This is a genomic window from Aurantiacibacter marinus (assembly GCF_001021555.1).
GTDB classification, from domain to species: Bacteria; Pseudomonadota; Alphaproteobacteria; order Sphingomonadales; family Sphingomonadaceae; genus Alteraurantiacibacter; species Alteraurantiacibacter marinus.
This window is the reverse complement of the sequence record NZ_LDCP01000001.1, coordinates 1317844-1338863: the sequence shown is the minus strand read 5'-3', so window position 1 is coordinate 1338863 and position 21020 is coordinate 1317844. Positions and strand designations below refer to the sequence as shown.

The 21020-nt window shown below is 58.2% G+C and carries 16 protein-coding genes; 8 read left to right on the top strand and 8 right to left on the bottom strand.

What is annotated here, in order from left to right; all coding sequences use genetic code 11:
- The 3 genes from kduD to AB731_RS06335 form a co-directional block, all read right to left on the bottom strand.
- Positions 1 to 774 carry a 2-dehydro-3-deoxy-D-gluconate 5-dehydrogenase KduD gene (gene kduD / locus AB731_RS06345; RefSeq protein ID WP_047094627.1) on the bottom strand — a complete coding sequence of 258 codons (774 nt, stop codon included), beginning with the start codon at positions 772 to 774 and terminating at the stop codon, positions 1 to 3.
- Positions 775 to 863: 89 nt separating this feature from the next.
- The gene (locus AB731_RS06340) at positions 864 to 2261 is read right to left on the bottom strand and encodes a BNR-4 repeat-containing protein (protein ID WP_082126403.1); all 1398 of its coding nucleotides are present in this window, start codon (positions 2259 to 2261) and stop codon (positions 864 to 866) included.
- Between the two features lie 34 nt (positions 2262 to 2295).
- Complete coding sequence (locus tag AB731_RS06335; protein ID WP_162199445.1) at positions 2296 to 3519, bottom strand: glycoside hydrolase family 88/105 protein; 1224 nt, start codon at positions 3517 to 3519, stop codon at positions 2296 to 2298.
- Positions 3520 to 3710: 191 nt separating this feature from the next.
- Between AB731_RS06335 and AB731_RS06330 the strand changes: the two genes are divergently transcribed.
- On the top strand, positions 3711 to 5123 hold the full coding sequence (locus AB731_RS06330; RefSeq protein WP_082126368.1) for a sulfatase: 1413 nt from the start codon (positions 3711 to 3713) through the stop codon (positions 5121 to 5123).
- 63 nt (positions 5124 to 5186) lie between these two features.
- Here AB731_RS06330 and AB731_RS06325 read toward each other — a convergent pair whose 3' ends face one another.
- On the bottom strand, positions 5187 to 7127 hold the full coding sequence (locus AB731_RS06325; protein ID WP_047091977.1) for a heparinase II/III family protein: 1941 nt from the start codon (positions 7125 to 7127) through the stop codon (positions 5187 to 5189).
- A gap of 193 nt (positions 7128 to 7320) precedes the next feature.
- Between AB731_RS06325 and AB731_RS06320 the strand changes: the two genes are divergently transcribed.
- From AB731_RS06320 to AB731_RS06295, 6 genes are all read left to right on the top strand, one after another.
- A complete protein-coding gene (locus AB731_RS06320) occupies positions 7321 to 8316 on the top strand; it encodes a TRAP transporter substrate-binding protein (RefSeq protein ID WP_231638869.1) in 996 nt (331 codons plus the stop codon).
- Positions 8316 to 8810, top strand: a complete 495-nt coding sequence (locus AB731_RS06315; RefSeq protein ID WP_047091978.1) for a TRAP transporter small permease — start codon at positions 8316 to 8318, stop codon at positions 8808 to 8810. Before AB731_RS06320 ends, AB731_RS06315 begins: the two co-directional genes overlap by 1 nt.
- Positions 8803 to 10098 carry a TRAP transporter large permease gene (locus AB731_RS06310; RefSeq protein WP_047091979.1) on the top strand — a complete coding sequence of 432 codons (1296 nt, stop codon included), beginning with the start codon at positions 8803 to 8805 and terminating at the stop codon, positions 10096 to 10098. Before AB731_RS06315 ends, AB731_RS06310 begins: the two co-directional genes overlap by 8 nt.
- 134 nt (positions 10099 to 10232) lie before the next feature.
- Positions 10233 to 11897, top strand: coding sequence for a purine-cytosine permease family protein (locus AB731_RS06305; protein ID WP_197076215.1), 1665 nt, complete (start codon positions 10233 to 10235; stop codon positions 11895 to 11897).
- A 34-nt stretch (positions 11898 to 11931) separates the two neighbouring features.
- Entirely contained in the window at positions 11932 to 12894 is a 963-nt protein-coding gene (locus tag AB731_RS06300; RefSeq protein ID WP_162199446.1) for a DUF4861 family protein, read from the top strand.
- Complete coding sequence (locus AB731_RS06295) at positions 12891 to 14363, top strand: sulfatase-like hydrolase/transferase (protein ID WP_052845697.1); 1473 nt, start codon at positions 12891 to 12893, stop codon at positions 14361 to 14363. The genes AB731_RS06300 and AB731_RS06295 overlap by 4 nt, the downstream gene beginning before the upstream one ends.
- A 46-nt stretch (positions 14364 to 14409) precedes the next feature.
- On the opposite strand, the gene kduI is transcribed toward AB731_RS06295, so the two are convergent.
- Positions 14410 to 15246 (bottom strand): 5-dehydro-4-deoxy-D-glucuronate isomerase, encoded by an 837-nt coding sequence (kduI, locus tag AB731_RS06290; protein WP_197076214.1) that lies wholly within the window; start codon positions 15244 to 15246, stop codon positions 14410 to 14412.
- A gap of 104 nt (positions 15247 to 15350) precedes the next feature.
- On the opposite strand from kduI, the gene AB731_RS06285 reads away from it, so the two are divergent.
- The gene (locus AB731_RS06285) at positions 15351 to 15665 is read left to right on the top strand and encodes an L-rhamnose mutarotase (protein ID WP_047091982.1); all 315 of its coding nucleotides are present in this window, start codon (positions 15351 to 15353) and stop codon (positions 15663 to 15665) included.
- A gap of 17 nt (positions 15666 to 15682) precedes the next feature.
- On the opposite strand, the gene AB731_RS06280 is transcribed toward AB731_RS06285, so the two are convergent.
- From AB731_RS06280 to AB731_RS06270, 3 genes are read right to left on the bottom strand one after another with little or no spacing between them, the layout of a single operon-like run.
- A complete protein-coding gene (locus tag AB731_RS06280; protein ID WP_156167379.1) occupies positions 15683 to 17053 on the bottom strand; it encodes a family 43 glycosylhydrolase in 1371 nt (456 codons plus the stop codon).
- A gap of 20 nt (positions 17054 to 17073) precedes the next feature.
- On the bottom strand, positions 17074 to 18519 hold the full coding sequence (locus AB731_RS06275) for a BNR-4 repeat-containing protein (protein WP_162199447.1): 1446 nt from the start codon (positions 18517 to 18519) through the stop codon (positions 17074 to 17076).
- Between the two features lie 34 nt (positions 18520 to 18553).
- Positions 18554 to 21019, bottom strand: a complete 2466-nt coding sequence (locus AB731_RS06270) for a DUF5060 domain-containing protein (RefSeq protein WP_047091984.1) — start codon at positions 21017 to 21019, stop codon at positions 18554 to 18556.
- Position 21020 lies beyond the last annotated feature (1 nt).

Genomic DNA, 21020 nt, shown 5'->3' with positions numbered 1-21020 from the left:
TTACCGCGCCAGCCATCCGCCATCGACGGCAAGGATATGGCCCTGCACATAATCTGCTGCGCTACTGGCAAGGAACACTGCTGCGCCGCCAATATCTGCCGGATCGCCCCAGCGCCCTTCCGGAATACGCTCCAGGATCTGGCGGTTGCGGTTTTCGTCTGCCTGCAAGGCGGTTGTATTGTTGGTCGCGATATAGCCCGGAGCAATCGCGTTCGCATTGATGCCCTTGGTCGCCCACTCATTCGCCATCAGCTTTGTCAGACCGCCCACGCCGCTTTTGCTGGCGGTGTAGCTGGGCACCCGAATGCCGCCCTGGAAGGTCAGCATGGAGGCGATGTTGATGATTTTCCCGCGCGGCCCGTCCTGGCTCGCCCAGCCCACCATGTGGCGGGCCACAGCCTGGCTGAGGAAGAACAGCACTTTCAAGTTCACATCCATCACCGCATCCCAATCCTCTTCCGAGAAATCGAGCGCATCTTCGCGGCGGATGATGCCGGCATTGTTCACAAGGATATCGACCTTGCCAAAGGTCTCTACCGCCTCGTCCACAATGCGCTGGCACGGTTCGATAGAGGAAAGATCGGCCATGATGACATGCGCGCGCACGCCCTCTGCCTCTACCATTTGCCGCGTTTCTGCCGGATCACGCCGTGCCGTCAGCACAATATCTGCACCGGCTTTGGCCAGCGCCACGGCGATACCCTGCCCGATGCCGGTGTTGGCACCGGTCACAAGCGCTACCTTGCCCGAAAGATCGAAAACACTGGCCGACATGAACTATCCTCTTGTGATTGGAATATGGCGCGCGTCATTGGCCGCGAAGCTAGGCATGGCTGCCGCTTGCAGCCTGATCAAGGCGGAGACTATCGACGCCGCCGTACCGGACCGTTATCACCCAGCAGGTACATCCGGCGATCATTTGTGCCGGGCGGTCTTTCTGCCACGATCACCCGCGCATCGGGATGCGCATTGCGAATGAAAGCGCTGGTGGCAAAACTGGAATTGGGACGCTCTAGCAGGGTCTCGCCCTGTTCAAAGCTTTCACCGCCATCATTGCTGTTCCACCAGGACACGATACCGTTCCCTTCAGAGGTGCGCGAACTCAGCAGGAAGCGGACACTATTGGCTGTTGGCGCCTCCAGATCACCATTGCCAATCGGCAACGCGCTGGGATGGCCGCCGACCCATTCCTCGCCCGACCAGCGGAAATGGCGCATATATTTGGGACCACCTGCGTGATCCCCGATATCTTCGCCCATCGTGATGCCGATATTGGGCCGTCCCTGAGGGTCCAGCGCCACTGATCCATTGAAGGTCCACAAACCGTTACTGCGGCCGACCAGCGCCATTTCTTCCGCGTCCTGACGGTACAGCGGCATCGGCAATTGTTCGCCTTCGATGTTGTGCCACGCGCCTGTCGAGGTATCGAAAACCATGTAGAACAGGTCTTGACGGTTGGGAGTATGGCCACGCTCGTCGGGTGCACCGTCACGATCCCAGCAAAGGTGGTAGTCAAAGCTGACGATAATGTCGTCACCTTGGCCGCGCCTTACGAATGGATACCAGCTGTCTACAGCTTCCAGATCGTCACGCCTCCTATGCCCGAGGAAAGACACCGCCTCGCCAAAGGTCCGGCCATTGTCGCTGGATTTGTGATACACCCAATCGCTACGGTGGGCGCCGTGGCGATAGAAGATGTACATGTCGCCATTGTCCATCTTGATGGCCTGATTGTACGTCCCGAATGGCGGGATATTGTCCAGATCGACCCATTCCGTGATGTCATAGGGACGAGCAGAAACAGCGTGGCGATTTCTGCCGTTATGCACATTGCCCAGCGGGTTCACCCCGTCACGGGCCGATCCGCCATGACCGCCGTAGAAGATGTGGATGTAGCCTTCATCATCAATGATCAGAGTCGGCTTGCCGTGATTGTCAATGCGGCCTTCGCTGAGCGGCATTCGGCCAAGCTCGCTAATGCCAGCCTGAAACGGGCCGAACCATTGCTCGGTTTCGTGATTGTATGTCGCAACATAGGGATCTTCCAGCGGCCCCTGGTAAGACACATAAGTGATACCATTGAGATACTCGCCAGCAGGATGCTGCACGACGGCCACAGCATTGCCGAGGCCATTGTCCGCAAAATAGTCATTATATTGTGCGGCCCTATCGGTTGACGACGGGCTCTCCATGTTTGCGGTGCAGGACGCCGCCGCGCCCATGCATAACGCAAGCGCGATGCCCTTTGCGCCCCTGGTCATGGTGGAAAAGATCATGATGGTCAGCCTCGTTCAATTAATCGTGGTCAAGCATTTCGGAGGCGAACAGCAACATGCCGCCTGACGCATAAAGCTGGCTTGTGCCGGCCGTGGTGGATTGCGGATCCTTGCCGATTTGCTGGACCCATCCGACCATTCCGCTGTTTTCCGTCGCAGCGCGCATCGCATCCCATGCCCGGTCGCGTGATTGCACATATTCATCACCCTCGATGAAGCCATTGTTCAGGCCCCATGCGAGACCGAAGCCGAAGAAAGCGGTGCCGCTGGTTTCGGGTTCAAGGATCAGCGTGGGGTCGAGCAGTGAAGTCGGCCAATAGCCATCCTCCCGCTGGATCGTCACCAGTCGCGCCGCCAAAGTCTGGAAGGTTTCCACCATCAGCGGGCGTTCCGGATGATCTTCCGGCATGGCTTCGATGAAACGGGCAAGGCCTGCAAAGACCCAGCCGTTCCCGCGGCTCCAGAACACCGGCAAACCATGCTCGGTGCGCGCTTCGAAATAACGACTGTCGCGGAACAGCAATCCGCTTTCGGGATCCTGCAAATATTCGATAATCGCGCGCGTTTCGCTGGCGGCATAATCAAGATAGCGGTCATCGCCTGTTACCTGCGTGGTAAGAGCCCATGCGGGTGGCGCCATGAAAATTGCATCGGCCCAGCACCAGCGCAACTGGCATGTCCCCTCTGTGCTGCCATCGGTAGGCTCTATAAATTCAAGGCTGTTGGTGTGATTTTGAGCGATTATGTGATCGAATTGTTCTTGCGTCTTTTCCATCATGCCGGGATTGCCATCACGCAGCGCGACATTGGCATAGATCGCGGCAACAGCCTGATCATCGCCGTGCCAGGGCCGGTCACCCAGCTCCAGCCCGTTATCGAAAGAATACTGGCGTACGCGGGCGAGCAGATATTCATCACCCATAGCCGCTGCAAACCGGTCTAGCCCTACGTAAAAGGCCGCCTTCACCCAGCCCCGGCCATACGAACTTTCCGGATATTTGACATCGAGATAGGTCATGTCCTGAGCCGCAGCCAATTGCCATTGAGCTACCGCACAACCGGCCTCTTCCGCTGTCGCTTCCGTCGGGGCATGCAAAGCTGGTGCACGCAAAGGCGGAATGATCGAAGCGCATGCCTGCCGGCCAGTTTCGGTACCGCTCTCATGGTCGTGAGCGGAAACGCTGGTCGCGCCAGCCAGTGCGATTGCGGCTGCAATCGTAGCGGTTGTGATGCGGTAATTCATGAGCTTTCCTCTATCCCGGTCAATGTCTGATTGACCGCAGTTTTGCACCATCAGCCATCCGTTTTCTTTGCACGCAGTAACGCCTGTTTTGGTTGCAATTGCAATATTTAAATGTTCAATTACGATCAAGAACGCGCAAAAGTGATAGTTTTCCAGATGGAACGCACGACTGCCGATCCGGGAGAGTTGCAATGTTGATTAATCGCAGGACGTTTTCGCTGGGAATTATGGCCAGCATGGCGGCGCTGGGCGGCTGCACCTTCCCTTCAGCTTCGGGCGGCGCTTCGCCCAAAAATTTTCTGCTGCTGATGATTGATGATCTCAATGACTGGGTAACTGCCCTTGGCGATCACCCACAGGTTTTCTCTCCAAATATCGACGCCCTCGCCGCGTCCGGCACCGTATTTGCGAACGCGCACGCACAGGCACCAATTTGCGGCCCATCGCGGGCGAGCCTGTTTTCCGGCCTCTATCCGGCGCAGACCGGCATTTACGGTCAGATTCCTGACGATCAGCTTGGCGCTGCCGTGGCTGCGGTTTCTCCAACGCAATTGATGCCGCAACATTTGCGCGGCCATGGGTTCTACATCGCCGGATCGGGCAAGGTGTCCCACCAGGGCGGGCAGGAAGGCATGTTTGATGAATATGTCGGCCGAGTGGACGAGCATCGCGGGCAATACGGCCCCGGACCTGAACAACGGATGCGCTGGTTCGACAATCGCACCCACACAGATTGGGGAGCATATCCCGACCGCGACGAGGACATGTTCGACTATCAAACCGCAGCGTTCGGCGCCGAATTCCTGAGGCGCGACCATGCAACGCCTTTCATGCTGGCGCTGGGTTTCGTGCGCCCGCATGTTCCGTGGTATGTGCCGCAGCGCTGGCTCGACATGTTCCCGCTGGACGAAATCGAACTGCCGGTTGTGCGCGAAAACGATCTGGACGATGTGCCGCAGGCCGCCCGCGATCTTGCCGCAGTGCCGCAGATGCCGACGCTGGAATGGGCGCAGAGCAATGACGAATGGCGTCCGATCATGCAGGCCTATCTGGCTTCCATCGCATTCGTGGATCACTGCGTTGGCATGGCCATGGATGCCTTGCGCGAAAGCGGTCATGCAGATGACACTCTGGTCTGCCTGTTATCCGACAATGGCTATCACCTTGGCGAAAAACAGCGGTTTGCAAAAATGTCTCTGTGGCAGCACTCCACCCGTGTCCCGCTAATCTTCTCTGGCCCCAATGTGCAGCAGCGCGTCTACACCGATCCCGTTGGCCTGATCGATATTTTCCCGACCGTGCTCGACATGCTTGGCCTGCCTGCGAATGCCGAAAACGCAGGGCGCAGTCTGAAGCCCATTCTCGCCAGCGATGCCGTAATGGCTCTCCAGCCGCAAGTTTCGGTATTTGGCGCAGGCAATTTTGCCGTGATCGACCAACGTCATCGCTACATCCGGTATACTGACGGTTCGGAGGAACTGTACGACCATGAAAGCGACCCGATGGAATGGCACAATCAGGCCGCCAACCCAGCCATGGCAGAGGTGAAGGCCCGGCTCGCCGCCTATATCCCCGCCGAACCGGCAGCGGACATTGCGGCATAGGTGGTCTTAGGTTGAATGTATTCGCATGTTGCACAGCGCACCCGCTCGGCAGCAAAGCAAATTCTATCTCAGCACAATGTCATCCTCGGCGAGCAAAAGCCGGTCCTCACTGCCATCTGCAAAGGTGATACGGGCTTCGAAACTGTGGTGCTCTTCGCCCGGTACAATCCGGATTTGCGGTACATCATCGCCTGAAAATGGAATAACGAAGCTGATCAGCTCCGGGCTTTCATCGATGAAGTTGGCCGTTAAACGGCGCATATAGTCGTCATAGCGAAACTGCGTCCCGCGCCTTCGCAGCACTGTTTCGGATAGGTCGTCTTCTGCTATCGCAATGGGCTGCGTGCCGGAAAATGCCGCCAATAGCGCCTTGCCGCCATGCCGCTCCCCATGGATGATGACCGCGTCACCGTGCTGTTCGATCCGGTTGCCGGGATAGGTGATATACCGGCTGGAGAAAGGTGTGTCTCCGCCGTTTTCCGTCCGCAGATCATCCCGAAACACCATGTATGGCCGTGGGGACCGCACGAAATACATCTTTCGGTCGGCCTGCCCGATAAAGGCAGCTTCGAAATCATACGCCTCTTCCGCTTGCCCGCGCACCATCGCGCCGCGCGTATCCTCGCGGTATTGGACAATTCGTCCGTCGCCGCCCTTGATTTGTTCCGCCCCTTCGACCGTCAGCGTGGTGTGCGCGTCACTGGTTTCCAGCCAATATTGCGGATCGATCAGAAAGCCTTCGCCATTGGCGTAGAAGGTGACCGAGTTTTCATCCTGATGGTCGTGTCCGCGGTGGAAATCATAACCGGAAGTGAAAGACGCATGGGCGGCGTCCTCCCCTTCCCACGATGATCGCAGCATTACGCGCCCGGACTGGAAATGATGGCCAAGGGGCAGGTTGGCGGTAACCGGATCGACCGGCACCACTGCCTCGTCACCCCACAGAAACAGGAAGGGCGAGGTGTAAGTGATCCCGAAATAGCCGCCCAGTTCATCCACGCTGCCGGATTGCTCCAGACTTTCCAGAAACGCCCAAAGCTGGTCCCCGCGCCCTGCCCTCAAAGTTGCGGCCAGCGCAGCAACTTCGCCAGGACGTTCGAAATTGTCGTTGAGGGCAAGCATCCGGCCTTCGAACGGCAGCAGCTTCCACAACATCTGATCACCTACCAGACCCAGCGCGTGATGCTCTTCCGCCTCGGCAAGCAAGTCTGGACCGCCGTGGCGCGCCAGTGCCATAGCAAAGGGCACCGCCCCGCCCATGCCATAACCGACATAGTGATGGCCTTCGGTGGCATATCCTGTGTCATCGGAGAAATGTTCGAAATATAGCCTGATGCGATCAGTCGACGCCGCCAACCATTCCGGCTTGTCACCCAGTGCCAGAGCAACAAGGCCAAGCGCCCCGAAATGCACCGAGTTATGATTGCATGACGCGACACCCGGAGCAGGCGCGCCCCACGGGGTGTCGGATTCGTAAAGGACCGTGCCGATTGCCACCAACTCGGCGCGCACCTCTGCGCGCTCTGCCGGAGTCATCACGTCGAACATCCAGTCGTAACCCATCGCGAGGGCATGGGCTGCGTCTGCCTGTTGCAAATGGCCGCGCCAGTGATCGTGATTGTCAGGCTCTGTCTGGCGCACCACGGCGAGCAACATGTCGCGGCCCTTCTGCGCGTAACGCTCCTCTCCGGTAAGATAAGCGGCAAAGCCCAGCGCACCGAGCCGGTTTTGCAAGGCCCGACCGGCTGTGCCTGTATCGTTTTGCGGTCCGACCAGCGGATACGGATCGAGCGGCGTCGCCATATATTGGTCTGCCCGCTGCAGAATTTCGGTCCGCGCCTGTTGCAGCCAGGGCAGCGCAGTAGAGCGAGCCTCTATTGCGGCGTGATCGCTTTCATCGAAGAACAAATTCGGCGCATCGGCCTGTGCCAAAGCCGGTGTTGTGAGGGACACTGCCAGCATCGCAGCAGAAACCAGAAAACCGGCACGACGTAACTGCGTCATATTTGTTGCCTCTCCAAGCGAACTATTGCAGCAACATTGACCCGTTATGATCATAAATGCAATAATATGATCATAGTCGGCGGTGCTAAACAAAAAAATCTAAGTTGCAGAATTTTCGACACCGGTTACCTTCAGGGAAATAACCGGGTCTGCATCAAACGGACTGGATCAAATTAGGAGAGGGTTCTTGCTGGTGCATTCCAGACGCAGACATCTGCAATTTCTGGCCGCTGCCGGGCTGACAACGCTCTTGCCGGGCTGCGGCTCATTCGGCGGCAAAGACCGGATCACGCTGGCGCATACGCTGGATGAAGCGCACCCTGTGCATCTTGCGATGGAGCGGTTCAGGGATGAACTCATCGCCCTGTCGGGCGGCAGCATGGCAGTAGAGATCTTTCCCAATGCCCAGCTCGGCACCGAACGCGAGCTGGTGGAGCTGGTGCAACTGGGCGCGCTGTCCATGACCAAGGTGTCTTCGCTTTCGCTTGAGAACTTTTCCGAAGACATGCGGGTCTTTTCCCTGCCCTACATTTTCAATGACAGTGCCCACCAATGGCGCGTGCTTGAAAGCGAAACCGGTCAGGAAATTCTCGGCAGCCTGTCAGATGTCCTGCTGAAAGGCGTGGGTTATTACGATGCAGGCGCGCGCAGTTTCTATATGACTGACGGGCCTGTTCTGACACCTGCCGATATTCGCGGCAAAACCCTTCGCGTCCTGCCTAGCGAAGCCCTGGTCCAGACGATCGAGGTATTCGGCGGGGCTGCGACACCGATTGCATTCGGAGAGCTTTATGCGGCCCTTCAGCAGGGTGTGGTCCAAGGTGCGGAGAACAACCCGCCCAGCCTGCTTAACGCGCGCCATTACGAGGTGTGCAAATACTACTCGCTCGATGAGCATGTCAGCGCGCCCGACGTGGTAGTGATGAGCCAGCGGGTGTGGGACGATCTGAACGAGGAACAGGCTGGCTGGGTCCGCGAGGCAATGGCAATCTCTGTCGCCTATCAGCGAGAGGCGTGGAACAGTGCGTCAGACGCGGCGCTGGCGGAACTGGAAGCGAATGGCGTTGCCATCAACCGGCCGGACAAGACACCATTCCGCGAAGCGACAGCCGCTCTGCGCGCCGGTTTTGACGGAACCCGCGTGGGCGATCTTGCCCAGAGGATTGCCGCGATGGAAGGAGGCGTGTGATGCGACTGATCATCGAAAAAGCGCTCGCCGCAGTGCTCGTCTTCCTTTTCGTTATCACTGTCATGACGGTGACATGGCAAGTGATTGGCCGCTATGTGCTGGCCGCCCCAAGCTCCGCCACCGAAGAAGTTGCGCGGTTCCTGCTCATCTGGCTCGGCACGCTTTCAGCAGCCTACGCCTTTGCCCGCCGGATGCATGTCGGGGTTGATCTGATTTCCGCCAGAATGTCGGAAGGCTCCCGCGTAATGGTCGCCCGGTTTATCTGGTTTATCTGCGCTGTCTTCGCCCTTGGGGTGATGGTTTATGGCGGCGGCCAACTGGTCAATATCACCCGGACACTGGGGCAGACATCGGCTGCGATGGGGTTGCCTATGTGGACTATTTACACCGTGATGCCGATCAGCGGCCTCATCATAGCCTATTTCGCCATATCCTTCCTGATCAGCGGCACACCGAGCGACCATGCTCCGACAGAGGAGCCAGCCAATGAATAGCGGTCTCATACTGGTTTTCGTGTTCTTCATTCTGGTCGCGTTGAACGTGCCGATTGCCTTTTCCATCGGGATGGCGACCATCGCGGCCCTGCTTTCGATCATGCCGTTTGACCCGGCGACAACCACCATGGCGCAGCGCATGGTTGCGGGGTTGGACAGCTTCACCCTGCTCGCCATTCCGTTCTTCATTCTCAGCGGATATCTGATGGGCGCAGGCGGAGTAGCTTCGCGCCTGATTGCAGCGGCCAAGGGGCTGATCGGGGCGCTTCCGGGCGGCCTGGCGGTGGTGAACATCATTTCCTGCATGCTGTTCGGATCGGTTTCCGGTTCCGCAGTTGCAGCGACTTCGGCTATCGGATCGTTCATGGTCCCGGCGATGAAGAAGGAAGGCTATGACGCGCCTTTCGCCGCCTCTCTCACCACATCGGCATCCATCCTCGGCCTTCTGATCCCGCCGTCCAACGTGATGATCGTATATGCGGTCGCTGCCGGCGGTGTATCCATCGGCGCTCTGTTCCTGGCGGGATACGGGCCTGGTCTGGTGGCCGGTCTTGCCCTGATCATAACCGCAATTATCATTGCCAAACGGAAGGGATATCCCGTTTCGGAACGGCTTCCCTTACGCGAATCGGTCAGCACGCTTGTTGCCGCGCTGCCCAGCATTGCCATGTTGGTGGTGGTAGTTGGCGGGATTGTTGCGGGTTATTTCACAGCGACAGAGGCCAGCGCCTTTGCCGTGATCTATTCGCTCATCCTTGGCCTGTTCGTGCACCGCGAAATGCGCTTTGCAGAGCTGCCCGCAATCATCGCAAAATCTGCCGAGACGACCGGTATCGTCCTGTTCCTGATCGCCGTTTCCACAGGAATGGCGTGGATGCTCGCCTATTCCGGCATGCCCGGCGCAATTGCCGAGGCCTTGCTGACAATCTCGGACAATCCGATCCTGCTGTTGTTGCTGATCAATGTGATCCTGCTGGTGATTGGTGCGTTCCTCGATATCACGCCCGCGATCCTGATCTTCACGCCGATCCTGTTGCCCGTTGCAGTGGCGATGGGGATCTCTCCGGTGCACTTCGGGATGATCTTGATCTTCAACCTATCCATCGGACTGTGCACCCCGCCGGTCGGGACCGTCCTGTTTGTCGGCGCGGCTGTCGGGCAAACCAAAGTTGCGCACATGATAAAGCCGCTCTTGCCGCTTTATCTTGCGATGCTAGCCGCACTCGCGCTGACAACAGCAGTCCCTGCACTTTCCGAAGCCTTGCCACGCGCATTTGGTATGATGTGATGGCGCCAACGGATTAAGGTCCCCTATCCGGCACAATTCCGGAGTGATCTATTTTGATCACTTCCGATCAATTTGTTGCATAAACCGAAAAGGCAGCTAGTCTTGCCGAAAAAACGGGATTGGAAGGGATTCTCTTGGAAGAGTATGAACAGAAGCCGGTGGCGCCGTCTGCGCTGAAGCCTGGACGCTATTTTGCTGCATCTTATGCAGGGGAGCATGTTGCTGGCACCGAATTTGTGATCGGGGCGATGTTTGTGTCCTGGGGCGTAGGTGCAGGCGATGTGATCGCCGGATTGCTCGTTGGCAATTTGCTCGCGGTACTCAGCTGGGTGCTGATCTGCGCGCCCATTGCAACCGACACCCGTCTTACCCTTTACGCCTATCTCGAAAAGATCGCCGGTCCGGCATTTATAAAGATATACAGCGTCATCAACGGCCTGCTGTTCTGCATCCTTGCAGGCGCGATGATCACCGTTTCGGCCAGTGCCGTTCGCATTCTCTTCGGCATTCCGCCGCAGGTAGAATGGTATCCCACCAGCGGGACCTTCATCCTGATCGCGCTGGGCGTCGGCGCGGTCGTGTCGTTCGCCGCCATGCGCGGTTTCAGCTTTGTCGCCCGGTTCTCCGAAGTGGCTGCGCCATGGATGATCGCGATGTTCTTCGTTGGCGGTGCAGCCCTGCTGCCGGTCATTCTTGCGGGGACGCCATCAATCTCCTCGATCGACGGATACAGTGGCTTTCTCGAACTGGCAGAAACCAGCATCTGGGTCGATCAGGGCACAGAGATGGGCTTCTGGCACGTGGTTGCGATTGCTTGGGGAGCGAATCTCGCTTTCCACGGCGGATTGGGCGACATGTCCATCCTGCGTTACGCCCGCAAATCCTCCTATGCGTGGTATTCCTCGCTCGGCATGTTCATCGGCCACTTTGCCGCATGGCTTGCAGCAGGCATCATGGGTGCAGGCGCGGCCATGATCCTGAGCCAGCCCCTGACCTCGCTCGACGCGGGTGAAGTGGCGTTTCAGGCACTCGGACCGATCGGCATTCTTGCCGTGATCGTTGCTGGCTGGACGACGTCCAATCCCACGATCTACCGTTCCGGCCTGGCGTTCCAGTCACTCCACCCCGCATGGTCCAGGCAACGTGTGACATTGATCGTCGGTGTGATCACCACGATCATCGCCTGCTTCCCATTTGTCTTCACCCGCCTGCTGGATTTCCTCGGAATCATGGCGCTGGTGATGGCACCGATTGGCGGTTTGATTTTCTCCGAACACTTCCTGTTCAAGAAGGTCGGACTGACCCGCTACTGGCGCAGTGCGACAGGGGCCGCGCTTAACATGCCAGCCTTGCTGACATGGATTGCCAGTGTCGGCGTTGCAGCCCTGCTGGGATATGGTCTGGGCATCCACGTGTTGTTCCTGTTCGTACCTGCATGGATCACCGCACTGGTGCTCTATCCGGTCTTGGCCGGAGCGATGGGCGCGAAATCGGTGGACCCCGTTGCGCTGGCAGAGGCCAATCAGGCCGAAAGCCAGCGGCGCGTAGCCGAAGACGCGTATCTCGCCAGCCATTCCAAGACCCGGCTGGCAGGATCGGGCAGCAACCGCCTGATGCTGGCAGGCGCAGCATTGTCGCTCGCCGCGGCGGCATGGCTGGGGATTTCAGCACTGGTCACAGGCGACCTGGAAACTTTCCAGACGCTGATCATCTGGCCCACGGTCACCTATTTCATTTTCGCAATCATGCTTGTGATGCGCGAATCCGCACAAGAAAAACTCGCCGTGGATGAAGGCTGATCATCGCCTTACAGTCATCGGAAGGATATCGACAATGAAGCCGCTTTTCATCAGTTCGCTTGCCGTATCGCTGACACTGCTTGCCGCCTGCACGTCCGAGGCAGGTTATCCGGAAGCTGGAACCGAAGACCCTGCCGCCGCTAGCGGTTCTGTGAAGGTTGATCTGCGTCTCCGCGATGATCCGGAAGGAGCTTACCGGTCGGTCGACGAATTCACCGTTCCCGCTACTCACGAGATTGGCGATGGCATGTTCCCGTATGAAGGGATCGGCTGGGAGAACGGTCTGGTTGGATATCGCCTGTATCTGGACGGACGACTGGTCAGTGACATTTTCGGCAAGCAGGGTGCAGATCCGGTTCTGGGCCAGATCGGCGAACTGGGCAGCTATCACGATCTTGCGCCGTGGGGCATGGATGTTCTCAAAGTCGGCCCAAGCCTTGGCATTGGCGGTCTGGGTATCATGCGCGGCGATGCACCGGCACAATTCGGCAGCGTGCCTGAACTCAGCGCAAGAATTTCCGAAAGTGGCGGCGATGCGGGCCGCTTTACGATTACTGCCGGCGGAATTGATGTAGGCGAAGGCGCAAGTGGTGGCTTTACTGCAGACTATTCGATTGGCGCACAAAGCCCCCTGACCCGTGTTTCCGTCAACGCCAGCGACACCCTCCCGCTCGCAACGGGCATCGTCATGCATGATGGTGCAGAATTCATCCGGTCCGCCGGGGCGAGCTCAGGCGACTGGCAATATATCGCGACCTGGGGCGATACACAGAGCGAGAACGGAGACGGCCTTGGCATGGCGCTGTTCTATCGCGCAGATCAGGCAGGCTACGGCGGCCTCGCCAATGAAACACATTTCGTCACATTTGATGACGCGGAGTTCGAATACGGTTTCCTCGCCGCCTGGGCACTTGATCCGATGGCCATAACCGACCGTGATGGCTTCGTTGCCCTTCTCGAAGAAGAGCTGACCAAACTTGAAGGAAGCGCGCAATGATGCGTAAGTTTGCACCGATCCTGCTGGCTGCCAGCGCCCTGGCGCTGCAAGGATGTGCCACGACGACGCCTACCGCTACAATCGAAACGGCTGGCCCTGCTGTGGCAGTGGAGGCGCCCCGGCCCAATGTCTTGCTGATCCTGCTGGACGATCTTGGCTACGGACAGCTTGGGGTGACAGGTCACCAGATCATCGAAACTCCCAACATAGACAGGCTTGCAGCCCAAGGCATGATCTTCGCCAATGGCTATGCCGGCAGCACAGTCTGTTCGCCATCGCGCATCTCTCTGCTTACAGGGCGAGACACTTCGCGCCTCAGCAGCGCGGCTAACGATATCCAGCTGCGTGCCGGTGACAGGACGGTCGCCCACACACTTAGCGATGCCGGCTATATGACGGCGCTGTTCGGCAAATTTGGCGTTGGCACCAGCTTTGGCAGCACTGATCCAATGGCGATGGGTTTCCAGCACTGGGTCGGATTGATGCACAATATCCAGGCGCACCGGCAATATCCGCCGTTTGTGTACACTGACAATCAGGTAACCTTTGTTCCAGGCAATCTTGCCGGTGCCGAAGGCTCCTACGCACAGCGCTTGTTTACCGATGCCGCGCTTGATTTTCTCGGTACGCAGGACGGTCAGCGGCCGTTCTTCGCATTCGTCAGCTACACCTCGCCGCATTCCGAAATGGCGGCGCCGGAAGAATTCGTCGCACCGTATCGCGGACGCTTTGCCGAAACGCCTTATAACGGCCTTGCCGGACCGACACCGGCGGGCCAGTTTCCTGAATATTATCCGGACCCGATAGATGAACCCAATGCGGTTCAGGCAGGTATGATCGCAGCGCTGGATTCCTATATCGGAGAACTGCTGGCCAAGCTGGAAGAGCAGGGGCTTGCCGATAACACGCTGATCATCCTTTCATCCGACAACGGCCCGCATTCGGAAGGCGGCGGCGATCCCATCGGCATTGCCGCGGCAGGGCCGTTTCGCGGCGGAAAGCGTGATCTGACAGAGGGCGGCATCCACATGCCATTGATTGCCCGCTGGCCAGGAACTATCCGGCCCGGCCGCGTGGAAGACGAGCCGGTGATGTTCGCTGACATTCTGCCCACGCTGGCAACCCTTGCGGGTCTACCGGACGCAGCCGAAGAAATCGACGCCAATGGCATGTCTCTGGCCGAACTGATGATGCGCGAAGATGCGCAGCTTCCCGAACGGATGCTATACTGGGCCTTTGCCCGCCAATTGGGCGATCCCAATTCCGGAACCATCGGGATCACCCAGCAGGCAGGCCGCATCGGCAATTGGAAGGCAATCCGCAGAGATCCGAGTGAAGCGGTCCAGCTTTACAACCTCGCCAATGATCCGGGCGAAGCTCGCGATCTGGCTGCATCCTACCCGGACATGGCCGCAGATTTTGCAGCCCGCTTTGATGCAGAACTGGTTGAACAGGAAGCCTACCGCTGATCAATTTCGGCGGGCAGGCTTCCTGCCATCCCGGTCAATAAGTGGATCAGGCCAATGCGGCCTGTTTCACATGATCCATATCGTCAAATTCCTGATTTTCGCCGCCCATTGACCAGATGAAGCTGTAGGCGCCGCTGCCGACACCGCAGTGCATCGACCATGAGGGCGAAAGGGCTGCTTCCTCATTGCTCATGGCAAGCGCTTTCAATTCATCCGGCTTGCCCATGAAGTGGAACACGCGGGCATCATCATCGAGATCGAAATAGAAGTAGAATTCAGAGCGCCGATCATGGGTGTGCGGCGGGAAGGTGTTCCACACGCTGCCTTCGGCAATGCAGGTGAAGCCCATCACCAGCTGGCAGCTTTCAACAATGCCGGGACGCAGCGACTGGAAGATCGTCCGTTCGTTGCAGGTCTTGCCCTCGCCCAGATCTATCCGGTGCGCTTCAGCTTGTGTCACCCGCTTGTGCGGATAGCTGGCGTGGGCGGGATAGCTGACGAAATAGAAGCGTGCCGGATCAGCCGGATCGTCGCTCTTGAAACTGACGGAGTGATCGCCGCGCCCGATATACAGACTGTCCAGCCGGTTCATGGCAAAGCTTTCGTCGCCAACCGTGATAGAGCCGGGCGCACCTATATTGATAACGCCAACTTCCCGGCGCGATGTGAAGGCGCCGCCGCCAAGTTCCTCGAAGGAACCGAATGCAAGGATTTCGCCAGTCGGCACGGCACTGCCGATAATGCCGCGGTCGATATCGGACAGGGTCATGGCGAGCACGCCGTCCTGCATCAATTCGCCCACCACAAAACTCTCGCGCAGATCCTCGTTGCGCATCGTGCGATAGCGGTGCTGGTCGGCGGCGAATTTTCTCTCAAGCTTCAAGGGGTATCTCCATTACATCAAGCGATGATCACTTATGATCAAATGCGGCTTTTCGTGCGCGTTTATGCCTGCTAAGCGCCGCAATGGAAAGAGGGAGATTTGTGATGGCGTCTTATGCGTGGGTCCTTGAAATCCGGCCGGGTTACGAAGACGAATATCTCAAACGCCATGACGAAATCTGGCCCGAAATGACCGAAGCTCTTCAGCAGTCGGGCATTCACAATTACCACATCTTCAAGCACGGTCTGACCCTGTTCGGCTACTTTGAAACCGATGATTTCGAAGCGACTGCCGCCTTTCTGGCCGGCAATGATGTCAACGCGCGCTGGGCCGAATATATGGCCCCGATCATGCGTGTAGAGATCGACCCCTCAACCAGCTTTCCCTATCTTCTGCCGAAGCAGTTTTCACACAATTGATACGCATCGCGCGTCCGCTATTCGAAACTGATTGCATCGAGCGCGATGCGGCCCCGCTCATCACTTTGCAGGGCGATGACCAGGCTTTCGGTCTCGCCCAGCGCGCCGAGCGGAATGCGCCATTGCCGCGCGCCGGACAATGCATGACGAACGATCGGTGCAGAGGCGCCTTCGCGCCTGACTGACAGGGTGAAATCGGCATCAGCCGCTCCCATCATGTGCAGGAGCAGCGTATCCTTCCCGCCCAGCCCGCGGATATTGGGGAAAGTCAATTCACCTGAGCCACTGTCCAGCAAAGCGACAAAGCCGTTCGATGCACCTGCATCCTCCTGCTTTGCAAAACCGCTGTTCGCGAAGAATTCCTCCGCCTCTATTACACCGCTTTGCGCATCATATTCACCCACCCCCGTCAGATCGACACGGATCGGCGCAATGGATCCATCAGCGCGGTAGTGGACGTAACTGATGAAGGTATCGCGGAAGTAGCGATTGCCGCTTTGCGAGATATCGCAATAGGCGAAGTAGTCTTGTCCGTGCCAACTGAAGAAGGAACCATGCCGCCCCTGCTGGAAGCTGACGGGCCAAGTCGGCGTGCTCAGCCCCGTGGGGAAGCTGGCCTCGGTGAGTACAACTCCGCGATAGTCATAGGGGCCGTAAAGGTCCTCCGAAGTGGCGTAGAACGCCCCCCAGGAAAGGTAATACAAGCCGCCGCGATAATGGAGGAAGGGTTTGTCATCCGTCAATCGCCCGTCGTACGGCGTGCCTTGCGCAAATGTATAAGGCCCCTGAGCGCCGCGTATCTCGATCCGCTGTGGCTCTTCCGCCAGCGAAACCATATCATCGCCAAGTCGGGCAAGATAGTAATCCCATACACCGAAGATGATGTACCGGTCGTCACCTTGGGCAAACAGGCCGGGATCATATTCGTGTGTGGGCGTCAGATCTTCAGTCAGCAGCGGACCGCCCAGGGGATCGCGCCACGGGCCGACTGGGCTATCCCCGATCACCACGCCGGTTTGCCGGTTGGCTTCAGAGAAATACCAGTAATACAGCCCGTTTTTCTCGGCGATATCGGTGGCCCATGCGGAAGCGAAACCCGGCTCTTCGCGCAAATATGTCTCTTCAGGAGAGAGGGTGGAGCGCAGCGTCCAGTTCACCAGATCGGTTGAGGACCAGACCTGCCAATCCTCCATGATAAAATCTGCATTGCGTGCAGATTTGTCATGCGAGGCGTAGAGATAGGCGGTATCCCCGAACACGTGGATATGCGGATCATTGACGCCTTGATTGGCAACAATCGGGTTGCCTGCAGAAACCGGCGATCCTGTCGCTATCAAGGCAAAAGTCGCCGCTGTCAGGGCGCGCCTTGCTGAGGCTCTCGATGTCATCACTTTCACTGCATCCCGCATCATTCGAAAGAGATATCAAAGACCTGCAAGGGCGATGAAACGCCGTTGCTTTCAGGATCTCGGTGCCACAGCATTGTTGCGCGTCCACTTTCAAGCATCGACAAATCCCATGTGATGAAACCGCCGCTGGGATCAAACTTGCCACGCTCACCCACTTCGATATCCAGTCTGCGCCAACGACGGAAATTATCGCTCCGCTCTGCATAGTATATCTGACCGCGATCGCGCCCGACAAAGGCGTAAAGTCTGTCACCTACTACCGTCAGGGAGGCGTTATTGCCGTCGAAGTCGGTGCGGTTCTGTGTCCACGTGCCATCAGGTTGGCCAAGGTAGTGGAAATAAGCAGTTCCGTTTGCTCCCGGACCGGGCAAGTGGCGAAGCAGCACGTGCATTTCGTCGCTTGCTGTATCGATCGTCGATGTGATCGAAGGATTGCTCGGGCCCAAACCCTTGGGCACGTCGAATACCGGCCCACCCAGGTTGTCGATCGACATGACCTCTCCCGCCTCTGTATCCGCAATCACGGTGCCATCGGCACGAAGCCAGGTGCGTCCTTCATCTTCGGATCGGGCATAAAACAGGCCGTGGTTGCAGAATATCTCGCTGCGCGATGATGTCGTGAAGTCACAAGGCCTCTCACGGAATAGCCATGCCGCATGCAAGGAACCGTCTCCGCCAACCTGCATCCCTTCGGCAAGATATGGCCCGCGCGTCGTCTCCTCTCCTTCAAATGTCCCTCTGCGGCTGGAGATATTGCGCACCTGCCCCCATGATCCGGTTTCTGAATCATACCTCGCCACGCGCATTTCGCCGCCAGTGGATCCGCCCGAACGGAAATACACCAGCAGGTTTCCGCCCGGGAAAGGCGTAAAATCAGGATAAGTTACATTGAGGCGTTCCGATGCGTCACCGCCGAGGTTTTCCGCATAAGTGAAAACGTTATCGTCCCACTCAACCGAGGACGGATTTGTTGCCACACCAACGGCGGTAGCAGCGTAATTCATCTGTGGGCGATTATGGTGGTCGAACGAAATATGGATGACGCCATCGCCTTCGGAAATACCGATTGTCTGGCGATTGTGCGCATCATCTGAAGTAACCTCGTAATTCTGCAACGTTGCGCGCTGCCAGCCGAATGCGCCAAGCTGCCGCCGGGCGACAACAACCCGCGACGACGCTTCTTCGCGGTCCACAGTTCGGTCCCGGCCGGTATAATAGACAACATATTGATAGCCGTTGTAGCTGACAGCTTGCGCCCCCATCGGGCCGGTAAAGATCGGGCTGCCGTCTCGCGAGCGTTCCATACCGTCAGATACGTGTGAAGCAGACGCCAGCTCGTCCCAGCCGGTGATGTAGGCGCGGTCTGCATCCTCTGCCTGGGCCAGCGCGGCCGCAGGCACCAGACTTCCTGCCATCAGTAGGGCGGGAATGATTGTGTATCGCATCGGCATTTCCTCTCAATATTACTGCGCGGTCACTTCAGTGCCCTGCGCTTTGCTGGCGAACAGGGCGCGCAGCCTCGTTTTGCTCCATCAATTCGTGTGGTGGATAGGGGCTCTGCGTGAGATAAAAGGCGTCGAAAACAAAGCCGTCTTCTCTCATCGAAAACTCGACATTGTGCGTTCCCGCAGTTGGCACATCGAGCCACAATCCGCCGCGCACCCCGCAATGATTTTCGCGCGTGCGCTGGCTGCTTTCCCAGAACCATTGATTGCGGCCTTCGCAATATTGGATACGCGCGCCGCTTTCGGGCCAATCGCCGTTCAGCCCCGCGTGCAAGCCATTGTCTTCCGAGCCGCTCGAATAGGCGCGCACCCAAAGATACCAGCGACCGGCTTCGGGAAATTCGACATCGTATGACAGGATGGCCATGCGCCCGGGTTCCCCGCTGAAGTTCTCCCCGCGCACAAGTTCATCGTCATGGGTACGGCGCGTGTCCGGAACCAGCGCGATGTAATTCTGTGCACCTGTGCGCTCCCAACCGGCGGGGCAATCAGCCGCGATGCACCACTGGCGAACGTCATCATCGCGCTGTGCCGCGAAATCTTCCGCCTCGACCAGAATGCCGTCATGCACGCGGGACACCACCGCGACCCATTTGCCGCTGCCGCCAGCGGGAGGGTCGCCTAGCGCTGTGTTCCGGCTGTGCGGTTCGATCATATCGAGCGAGCCGGTTTGCAGCGCCCCGCCCTGCGCCCGGTCAAACCAGCGTACGGCAAAACGGCCCTCGATCCCGCCAGTGCGCCAGATGGTTTCTTCATCCTCCCGGCTAGTGACGATGACATAAAATTCACCCGGTTCGGCAAAGACGTAATCGTCCAGCGGCGAGGTAACGTAATCGGCTGGCATCATCCGCACCGCGCGGTTGCCCACGTGTTCACGGAAGAAATCGAGCGCGATGCGCCCTTCCCGCCACAAGAGTGCGCGTGTCCGGTGGTCCTGACAGTCCAGATCACTGCAACCCGTGCGGTATCCGTAATAGGCCTCCACACCATTGGCGCCCGCCGTCAGCGCATTCCACAACCCGTCACGCAGGAAGATATCCGGATCGAGCTCTATGCCGCGTGCGCTGGGCAGCAATTCATCCGGGTAATCGGGATCGACGCCTGCACCGCCATCGGCACGCCCCGGTTCGTCATAGGACATAACCATTGGCCGGCCCGCCAGACGCGCGGCGCTGGACCATGTCATTACATCAAGCCGTAGGTCGGAAATATCGTCCTGCCGTCCCTGAAGGCTCAGGCCATTCAGCGGCGAGCGCGGACCCAGAAAAGCGCGGTATCGTTGCTTCTGGTCAGGGTAGGAATGCAGCACCAAAGGATGATCATACGGGTCCAGCGCATCCATATAGGTTGCGATATGGCGCACATCGCCGGGCTGCTGGACATTCTCCTCCCCCAGATTCCATGTCAGCGCGAGAAAATGGCCGAAACGGGCGACCATTTCGCGCAGGAATATCCGGCGGGTCCGCCCCAGCGCCCCGTCATCCATGAAGAGATCGTTTTCAGTTTCCTGCAGTTTGAAATGCAGGTGGAGGCCAAGACTGTCGGCATAGGACAGTGCGCGCTGCCACTGATCCAGCTTTGAAATGTCGAACCGGTCCTGATCCAGTCCTTCATCCCACTGCGCACGCGGTTCCATTTGCGCGTATTCTTCCGGTCCGACATTCAGCAGATGAGGGAATACGTTGCGATCATCGCCGCCTGCATTCCACAGCAGCATGGAAACCGAATTGGCCCCTGCTCCGGCAAGATAATCAAACGTACCGAGCAATCCTGCCCCGCGTGCTTCCTCTCCCCAAAGATGAGACAGGCCCTCTGCCCGCAGATCGCCCGCATGCGCTTCCCATGTCTTGCGGAAGCCCAGCGAATTGGGTGTTTCGTCAAAATCGGCAAAGGCGAGCATGTTTTCCGGGGCATCCGGCCCGAATTTGAAGAAGATGCTCTCGTCACCTGCAAAGCGGTAATAATTCTCGCCCGTATATTGCAAAAGGCCGCGTGCGCGCACCGGATCGGCTGATTGGCCGGATACGGTAAAGCCGCCTTCAGCGCCGTGGCCATCCAGTCGTTCACCGGGCGATGGCGCAATGGCCATGTCGGCCCCGGCGCGGAAATCGACTTCCCAGCGGTAATCGCCTGAAAGAGGCGGTACGAAATGCGCGCGCCAGATGTTACCCGAGGTACAGCCGCTGTCCGCCGCATCGCCGCATCCGGCAAAATAACCCGGAATGGTCCAGCTTTCGCCGCCGGAAGTGACGGTCCAATCCAGCTTTACATCGGTAAAGGGATTGCGCCCGCTGCGCTCATCAAGAACAGGACCTTCGATCTCGAGAGTGACTGTTTCAAATGGCGCGCCTGCGTCAGTCACAGTTTGCGCCTCCGCCACTTCAGCGAAAAGTAACAGGGCTGCCACAGTCATTGCAGCGTGAAACGGGGCCTTGATCATA